The following is a 7,688-nucleotide window of genomic DNA, read 5'->3' as shown; positions in this document are numbered from 1 at the left end:
TGGCGCCCCCGGCTGGACCCTGTTCGCCGCGTACGCCGCCACGGCCACGACGCCCAACACCGGCGGCATGGCCCGCGCCCGCTGGGCCCATCTGCTGAAGGGCGACGCGGGCGCTCTGCACACGGCGAACTCCTTCGAGCAGGCCACCGACGAGCTGTGCTTCATGCTCGGGCCGGTCCTCGCCGCGTTCCTGTGCACGGCGCTGTTCCCGGAGGCGGGCACGCTGGTCGGGGTGGTCCTGCTGGTGACCGGCATGCTGCTGTTCGCCGCCCAGCGCGCGACGGAACCGCCGGCCCGGCCGCGCCCCGCCGCGAGGGCACCCTTCCGCGCGCCCGGCATACCCCCGCTGCTGGCGGTCTGCCTGGCGACGGGCGCGGTGTTCGGCGCGCTGGAGGTCGTCACGATCGCGTTCGCGGACGCACAGGGTCATCGTGCGGCGGCCGGGGTGGTCCTGGCGCTCCAGGCGGCCGGTTCCTGCGCGGCGGGCCTGCTGTACGGCGCGCTGAGGCCGGCCGGCCCGGCCGAGGCCCGGCTGCCGTGGTGCGTGGCCGCGATGACGGCCCTGATGACGCTGCCCCTCCTGGCCGCGTCCCTCACCGGCTCGCTGCCGCTGCTGGCGGTCACGCTGCCGGCCGCCGGGATGGCGACGGCGCCGACGATGGTCACGACGATGACGCTGGTCCAGCACCGCACCCCCGAGGGCCGTCTGAACGAGGGCATGACCCTCGCGGTGACCGGGCTGCTCGGCGGCATCGCCTGCGGCAGCGCGGCCGGCGGCTGGACGGTGGAGCACGTGTCGCCCACGGCCGGCTACGGCGTACCGGTCACGGCAGCGGGGCTCGCCCTGCTGCTGGCCCTGCTGACTCTGCCGCCCCGGTCCCGTCGGCTGCGTCCGGCCGGTGTCCGGGCATGACGAAGGCCCCGCCGCTCGGAAGCGACGGGGCCTTCGCCCACATGGGAATTGTGGAGATGGCGGGAATCGAACCCGCGTCCAACGGTGCGGAATCAGGGCTTCTCCGTGTGCAGTCCGCTTCGATTTTCTCAGCCCCGGAGATCACGCGGACAAGTCTCCGACGGGCTCAGTCACTGTTTGGTTTCCCTCTTCACCCCGTGACCGGGATCAAGGTTTAGTCCCCTAGCTGATGCCAGGATCCGGGTCGGGAACAGCCCCGGGCTGACACTCCCTGTATAGGAGGCTCGCTTCGCTACCTGAGATCAGGCAGCGAGGGCGAAGGCCTGCTGGGAGGAATCGCGCTTGGTGTTGGCGATTATTTTTTTCGGCCTGTGGTTTACGAGATCATGGCCGCTTCCTCGACACGCTTCCCCTGCTTCGACAGCCGCTGTCGAAACCGATCATCCCCATGTTGATTTTTCAAAACCCGCACCGTCCAAGCGGTGCACGGCCCATCGTACGTGACCAACGCACGAGGGTGCCAGCCTATTCCCCGGGGGTCAGGCCCGCTGCTTGCGACGGATCGCGGAGATCGTCCGCTCCGCCTCGCGCCGGTCCTGCTTCTCCCGCAGGGTCTGGCGCTTGTCGTACTCCTTCTTGCCCCGCGCCAGCGCGATCTCGACCTTGGCCCGGCCGTCCTTGAAGTACAGGGCGAGCGGCACGATCGTGTGCCCGGTCTCCTGGGACTTCGACTCCAGCTTGTCGATCTCCACGCGGTGCAGCAGCAGCTTCCGCTTGCGGCGGGCGCTGTGGTTGGTCCAGGTGCCCTGGCTGTACTCCGGCACGTGCACGTTGTGCAGCCACGCCTCGTTCCCGTCCAGCTGCACGAAGCCGTCGGCCAGCGACGCCCGCCCCTGGCGCAGCGACTTCACCTCGGTCCCGGTGAGGACCAGGCCGGCCTCGTAGGTGTCGAGGATCTGGTAGTCGTGCCGCGCCTTCTTGTTCTGCGCGATCAGCTTGCGCCCTTTTTCCTTAGCCATAGTGCAGCCATTTTGGCACTACGGAGGGGGTCCGCGGGAAGCCGATTTCCGCGAGGCGGTCCTAGCGTCCCAGGCCGCTGAGCACCGTGCGGGCCCGTTCCAGGGCGGCCGGGGCCGCCGGGTCGACGTCCAGGTCGGGTGTGATGCCCCTGCCGTCGACGCCGCGGCCGGAGGGGGTGCGGTAGTGGCCGACGGTCAGCTCGGCGACGGAGCCGCCGGGGAGCCGGCTCGGCATCTGCACCGAGCCCTTGCCGAAGGTGCGGGAGCCGACGACGACCGCCCGTCCCCGGTCCTGGAGGGCCCCGGTGAGGAGCTCGGCCGCGCTCATCGTGCCGCCGTCGACGAGCGCGACCAGGGGCCGGGCGGTGTCGCCGCCGGGCTCGGCGTGCAGGGCGCGCTGGTCGCCGTCGACGTCGTAGGTGGCGACGAGGCCGCCGTCGAGGAAGGCGGAGGCGGCGGTGACGGCCTCGGCGACCAGTCCGCCGGAGTTGCCGCGCAGGTCGAGGACGACGCCGGTGCCGGACGGCACCCGCTGGACGGCCTCGCTCACCTGCCGGCCGACGCCCTTGGTGAAGGAGGCGACCTTGACGACGGTGACGCCGTCGGCGAGCGTGCGCACGGTCACCGGGTCCGTGGACAGCCGGGCCCGGCGGACGGTCTCGGTCCACTCCCGCGTGCCGCGCTCCAGACCGAGCCGGACGGCGGTGCCGGTGGGGTCGTCCTCGGCGTCGCCGCGCAGTATCGCGACGACCTCGGTGACCGGGCGTCCGTCGACCCGCTCGCCGTCGACGCTGCGCAGCCGGTCGCCCTCCTGGATCCCGGCGTCGGCGGCGGGCGACCCGGAGTGCACCCGGGTCACCTCGATGCGGCCGTCGCGCTCGCGGCGCGCGGAGAGTCCGACGCCGGTGTACCGGCCGTCGAGGGCCTCCTCCAACTCCTCGTACTCGCCGCGGGAGTAGACGGCGCCCCAGCGGTCCCCGCTGCGGCTGACGGCGCGTTCGGCGGCCTTCACCGGGGACTTGCCGTCGGCCATCGCCTCGGCCGCCGCGCGGGCCACGTCCTCGTGGTGACCGGCGGGCGCGGCCGAACGGGCCGTGTCCGCCGTGGACTTCCGGTCGCCCTCGGGGAACGAACCGGTGGCCGCCCCGGCGACGAGCACACTCGCGAACACCAAGGTCAGGGCGGCCCCGTGGCGTACGCGGCGGGGCTGACAGAACGGGTCACGGCCTGACATGCCGGTGAGTCTAGGACAACGCGAGAGGGCCGAACGGTCGCTTGACCGTTCGGCCCTCCGGGGATGTGTCACACCTTCAGGTACTTGCGCAACGCGAAGAACGCGGCCAACGCGGGCATCAGCAGACTGGTGGCCAGGATCAGCGGGAGCTTCGTCAGCAGGGCGTCCCAGCCGATGAAGTCGATCAGTGCCAGCTTCTCGGACAGCGCGAGCCCGTGGTCGATGATGAAGTACCGCGCGGTCACCAGGAAGCCGCAGGCGACCGTGCCGCCGATCAGTCCGGCGACGGCCGCCTCCATGATGAACGGCGCCTGGATGTAGAAGCCCGAGGCGCCGACCAGCCGCATGATGCCGGTCTCGCGCCGCCGGCTGAACGCCGAGACGCGGACCGTGTTGACGATCAGCATCAGCGCGACCACCAGCATCAGCGCCATCACCGCCAGCGCGGCGACGTTCATGCCCTCCAGGAGCTTGAAGAGGTTGTCCAGGGTGCCGCGCTGGTCCGCCACGGACTGCACGCCGTCCCGGCCGTTGAAGGCGGTGGCGATGACCTGGTACTTCTCCGGGTCCTCCAGTTTGACGCGGTACGCCTCCTGCATCTGGTCCGGCGTGAGCGAGCTGGCCAGCGGCGAGTCGCCGAACTGCTCCTTGTAGTGCTTGTACGCCTCGTCCTGCGACTCGTACGTCACCTTCTGGACGACGTTCATCTCGTCCAGGTCGGCCAGGATCTGCTTCTTCTGGTCCTCGGTCACCGCACCCTTGGCGCAGGCGGGGTCGGACTTGGCGTCGCTCTTGTTGCAGAGGTAGACCGTGACGTTGACCTTGTCGTACCAGTAGCCCTTCATGGTGTCGACCTGGTCGCTCATCAGGAGCGAACCGCCGAACAGGGCCAGGGACAGGGCGACGGAGACGATGACCGCGAAGGTCATGGTCAGGTTGCGGCGGAGACCGACGCCGATCTCCGAGAGCACGAACTGGGCGCGCATGACGAGTGGTTGAGCCTTTCCGTGGAAGCCGGTGCGGTCTGCGGTCTCAGTGCTGGTAGCCGTAGACGCCGCGCGCCTGGTCGCGGACGAGGCGGCCCTTCTCCAGCTCGATGACGCGCTTGCGCATCTGGTCCACGATGTTCTGGTCGTGCGTGGCCATCACCACGGTGGTGCCCGTGCGGTTGATGCGGTCGAGCAGCTTCATGATGCCGACGGAGGTCTGCGGGTCGAGGTTGCCGGTGGGCTCGTCCGCGATCAGCAGCTTGGGCCGGTTGACGAAGGCGCGCGCGATGGCGACGCGCTGCTGCTCACCGCCGGACAGCTCGCCGGGCTTGCGGTCCTCCTTGCCGCCGAGCCCGACCAGGTCGAGCACCTGCGGCACGGACTTGCGGATCTCGCCGCGGGACTTGCCGATCACCTCCTGGGCGAAGGCGACGTTCTCGCCGACCGTCTTGTTCGGCAGCAGGCGGAAGTCCTGGAACACCGTCCCCAGCTGGCGCCGCATCTGCGGCACCTTCCAGTTGGACAGGCGCGCGAGGTCCTTGCCCAGAACGTGCACCTGTCCGTGGCTGCACCGCTCCTCGCGGAGGATCAGCCGCAGGAAGGTGGACTTTCCGGAGCCGGAGGACCCCACGAGGAAGACGAACTCGCCCTTCTCGACCTCCAGGGAGACATCCCTGAGGGCTGGGTGGTTCTGCTTGGGGTAGACCTTGGAGACGTTGTCGAATCGGATCACGGATGCACCACGGGTCGCCGGGGGTAGATGAGCGTGACCATACGCGAACCGGGGAGCGGCCCGCAGTCACCGGTCGGGGTTGCGCGGTAGTTGCGCGTTTTGTCCCGGCCACCGCCCGACCACCGCACCTCCGGGACCGCGCGCAGGGCCCCCCGGAACCTGGCACAGTGGAAGGGGAACGTTCACGGCTTCGTGGGCGTTGTGTGAGTGAGCCGGTTGCAAGGAGGGCGAGGCGCATGACGTACGACCGGTTGGTGTGCGCGAACTGCGCGGCGCCCGTGAGCGAGGGCCGGTGCCCGGTGTGCCGCGCGAACCGCGAGCGGTTGCAGCAGGAGAGCTTCCTCTCGGGGATCAGCCCGATGGCGCTGATCGCCCTGCTGGCGGTCCTGGTGGCGGCGGTGGCGCTGCTGGCCCACCAGACGGTGTAGAGCCCGGCGAAGACGCGACAGGGGCCCGGAGCGGTTGCGCTCCGGGCCCCTGTGTGTACGCGTGTGTACGCGCGGCTACCGTCAGGCAGCGGCGCCGCGGCCGCCCATCATGCGCGGGAGGACGCGGAAGCCGATGCCGCCGGCGATCATCGTGGCGGCACCGATCAGCAGGAAGGTGGTCTCCGCCGCACCGGTCTCGGCGAGCTCCTTGCCGCCCTGGGCGGAGGTGTCGGAGGCCGGGGCCTGCTCACCGGTGTCGGTCAGGGCGGAAGAGCCCTGCTCCTGGGTGGAGGCACCGCCGTCGGGGTCGGTGTTGTTGCCACCGCCGTTGCCGTTGGCAGAACCGGAGGTCTCGGTCGGACCCGGCTCGGTGGGGTCGGTGGTGGGCTCGGTCGGGTCGGTGGACGGGGTCCCCGGCTCGGTCGGGTCGGTGGAGGGAGTCCCCGGGTCGGTCGGGTCGGTGGAGGGGATCTCCGGGTCGGTCGGATCCGTGGACGGGATCTCCGGGTCGGTCGGATCCGTGGAGGGGATCTCCGGGTCGGTCGGGTCGGTGGACGGGGTCTCCCCGCCGGGGTTCTCCTCGCAGTCCGGAGTGACGACGATGTCGCAGAGCGGACCGTCGTCGGCCTGGGCGACGCCCGTCACCATCAGAGAGGCGCCCGCCGCAACGATGGCGCCGGCGGCGATGCGTGCGACGCGGACCCGCGTCTTCTTCGTCATGAGTGTGCTACCCCCAGTAGCTGAATTCGTCAGTGAGGCTGCGTTCGAGGCCGTGATCGACGGAGGTGGCTGTCGCGCTGAAACGTCCCCCGGTTCACATGCGCCCCAGAAATACGCATGCCGAGCCTCACCCTTACGAATGTTCAAAGCATCGTCAAGGTCATTGCGTACGCGATGTCCTGGTAAGGAACGTATGCCGGACACAAAGGGTGTGAGTGTGATGTAAAACCCGGACATCGCCGACGAAGAAAAGGCAACCACCGCCCGTGAGGCGGCAGTTGCCTTGTCGACAAAGCGTCGCGGACGCGTCCCGCTACTTCTCCCGCTGCTTGCGCCAGCGAATTCCGGCCTCCAGGAAGCCGTCGATCTCACCGTTGAACACGGCCTCGGGGTTGCCCACTTCGTGCTCGGTGCGCAGGTCCTTGACCATCTGGTAGGGGTGCAGCACGTACGAACGCATCTGGTTGCCCCAGGAGTTGCCGCCGTCGCCCTTGAGGGCGTCCATCTTGGCCTGCTCCTCCTGGCGGCGCCGCTCCAGGAGCTTGGCCTGGAGGACGTTCATCGCCGTGGCCTTGTTCTGGATCTGGGAGCGCTCGTTCTGGCAGGAGACGACGATGCCGGTCGGGAGGTGGGTCAGGCGCACCGCCGAGTCGGTGGTGTTGACGCCCTGGCCGCCGGGACCGGACGACCGGTACACGTCGACGCGCAGCTCGGACTCGTCGATCTCGATGTGGTCGGTCTGCTCGACCACGGGGAGGATCTCGACGCCCGCGAAGGAGGTCTGGCGGCGCCCCTGGTTGTCGAAGGGCGAGATGCGCACCAGGCGGTGCGTGCCCTGCTCGACGGAGAGGGTGCCGTAGGCGTACGGCGACTGCACGGCGAAGGTGGTCGACTTGATGCCGGCCTCCTCCGCGTACGACGTCTCGTAGACCTCGGTCTTGTAGCCGTGCTGCTCGGCCCAGCGCAGATACATCCGCTGGAGCTTCTCCGCGAAGTCGGCGGCGTCCACGCCACCGGCCTCGGCGCGGATGTTGACGAGCGCCTCACGGGCGTCGTACTCGCCCGAGAGCAGGGTGCGGACCTCCATCTCGTCCAGCGCCTTGCGGACGGCCGTGAGCTCGGACTCGGCCTCGGCACGGGTGTCCGGGTCGTCCTCCTCCTCGGCCATCTCGAAGAGCACGCCGAGATCATCGATCCGGCCGCGCAGGGCCTCGGCCTTCCGCACCTCGGCCTGGAGGTGGGAGAGCTTGCTCGTGATCTTCTGCGCCGCCTCCGGGTCGTCCCACAGGGAGGGCGCTGCCGCCTGCTCCTCGAGCACGGCGATGTCTGCCCTCATCTTGTCGAGGTCCAGGACGGCCTCGATCGACTCCATGGTCGAGGAGAGGGACTTCAGCTCTTCGGATACATCGACGACTGCCACGCATCCAGCGTAACGGCTCCGCCGCGCGGTCCACGCCGGGCCGGGGCGGACGGCCGTGGCGGTGGGGCGACCGGCCTCACGGAGAGGCCGGTGCGGAGTTCTGCGTGTCCTGGGGGCCCGCGTCGCCCTCGTCACCACCCGTGGCCAGCCAGGTACCGACGCCGATCGCCGCGAGCAGGGCTACCGCGCCGGCGCCCAGCGCCAGCCGGCGGCGCCGTGCGGCGGCGCGGTT

General features: G+C 70.1%; 8 protein-coding genes, 1 other RNA gene and 1 pseudogene. 2 read left to right on the top strand and 8 right to left on the bottom strand.

All coding sequences use genetic code 11. The features are described from left to right. A partial coding sequence (locus GTW67_RS33345) for an MFS transporter (RefSeq protein ID WP_161168467.1) occupies positions 1–913 on the top strand: 913 nt, incomplete at its 5' end. Positions 914–961: 48 nt separating this feature from the next. Here the strand turns inward: GTW67_RS33345 and ssrA are convergent. The 5 genes from ssrA to ftsE form a co-directional block, all read right to left on the bottom strand. After that, positions 962–1,361, bottom strand: a transfer-messenger RNA (tmRNA) gene (gene ssrA / locus GTW67_RS33340). Positions 1,362–1,452: 91 nt separating this feature from the next. Then, positions 1,453–1,932, bottom strand: coding sequence for an SsrA-binding protein SmpB (gene smpB / locus GTW67_RS33335; protein WP_161168466.1), 480 nt, complete (start codon positions 1,930–1,932; stop codon positions 1,453–1,455). 61 nt (positions 1,933–1,993) lie between these two features. Continuing rightward, entirely contained in the window at positions 1,994–3,166 is a 1,173-nt protein-coding gene (locus GTW67_RS33330; RefSeq protein ID WP_202438031.1) for a S41 family peptidase, read from the bottom strand. A gap of 68 nt (positions 3,167–3,234) precedes the next feature. Continuing rightward, entirely contained in the window at positions 3,235–4,152 is a 918-nt protein-coding gene (gene ftsX / locus GTW67_RS33325; protein ID WP_161168465.1) for a permease-like cell division protein FtsX, read from the bottom strand. A 46-nt stretch (positions 4,153–4,198) separates the two neighbouring features. Continuing rightward, positions 4,199–4,888 (bottom strand): cell division ATP-binding protein FtsE, encoded by a 690-nt coding sequence (gene ftsE, locus GTW67_RS33320; RefSeq protein WP_161168464.1) that lies wholly within the window; start codon positions 4,886–4,888, stop codon positions 4,199–4,201. 236 nt (positions 4,889–5,124) lie between these two features. Here ftsE and GTW67_RS33315 point away from each other — a divergent pair, with 236 nt between their 5' ends. Further along, a complete protein-coding gene (locus GTW67_RS33315; protein ID WP_161168463.1) occupies positions 5,125–5,316 on the top strand; it encodes a hypothetical protein in 192 nt (63 codons plus the stop codon). An 81-nt stretch (positions 5,317–5,397) separates the two neighbouring features. Here the strand turns inward: GTW67_RS33315 and GTW67_RS33310 are convergent, their stop codons facing one another. The 3 genes and pseudogenes from GTW67_RS33310 to GTW67_RS33300 form a co-directional block, all read right to left on the bottom strand. Next, complete coding sequence (locus tag GTW67_RS33310; RefSeq protein ID WP_161168462.1) at positions 5,398–6,036, bottom strand: hypothetical protein; 639 nt, start codon at positions 6,034–6,036, stop codon at positions 5,398–5,400. 313 nt (positions 6,037–6,349) lie between these two features. Further along, positions 6,350–7,456 carry a peptide chain release factor 2 gene (gene prfB / locus GTW67_RS33305; RefSeq protein WP_161168461.1) on the bottom strand — a complete coding sequence of 369 codons (1,107 nt, stop codon included), beginning with the start codon at positions 7,454–7,456 and terminating at the stop codon, positions 6,350–6,352. A gap of 76 nt (positions 7,457–7,532) precedes the next feature. After that, a pseudogene (locus GTW67_RS33300) lies at positions 7,533–7,688 on the bottom strand (serine/threonine protein kinase); the annotation flags it as partial.

It is taken from the genome of Streptomyces sp. SID5910 (assembly GCF_009862125.1).
Taxonomy (GTDB): domain Bacteria; phylum Actinomycetota; class Actinomycetes; order Streptomycetales; family Streptomycetaceae; genus Streptomyces.
The sequence above is the reverse complement of the archived record's forward strand: the minus strand, read 5'-3'. Positions and strand labels throughout refer to the sequence as shown.

Bases quoted from the DNA above. Each gene is read 5' to 3' on its own strand.
- smpB (WP_161168466.1), bottom strand. From the start codon at position 1,932: ATGGCTAAGGAAAAAGGGCGCAAGCTGATCGCGCAGAACAAGAAGGCG.
- GTW67_RS33330 (WP_202438031.1), bottom strand. From the start codon at position 3,166: ATGTCAGGCCGTGACCCGTTCTGTCAGCCCCGCCGCGTACGCCACGGG.
- ftsX (WP_161168465.1), bottom strand. From the start codon at position 4,152: ATGCGCGCCCAGTTCGTGCTCTCGGAGATCGGCGTCGGTCTCCGCCGC.
- GTW67_RS33315 (WP_161168463.1), top strand. From the start codon at position 5,125: ATGACGTACGACCGGTTGGTGTGCGCGAACTGCGCGGCGCCCGTGAGC.
- GTW67_RS33310 (WP_161168462.1), bottom strand. From the start codon at position 6,036: ATGACGAAGAAGACGCGGGTCCGCGTCGCACGCATCGCCGCCGGCGCC.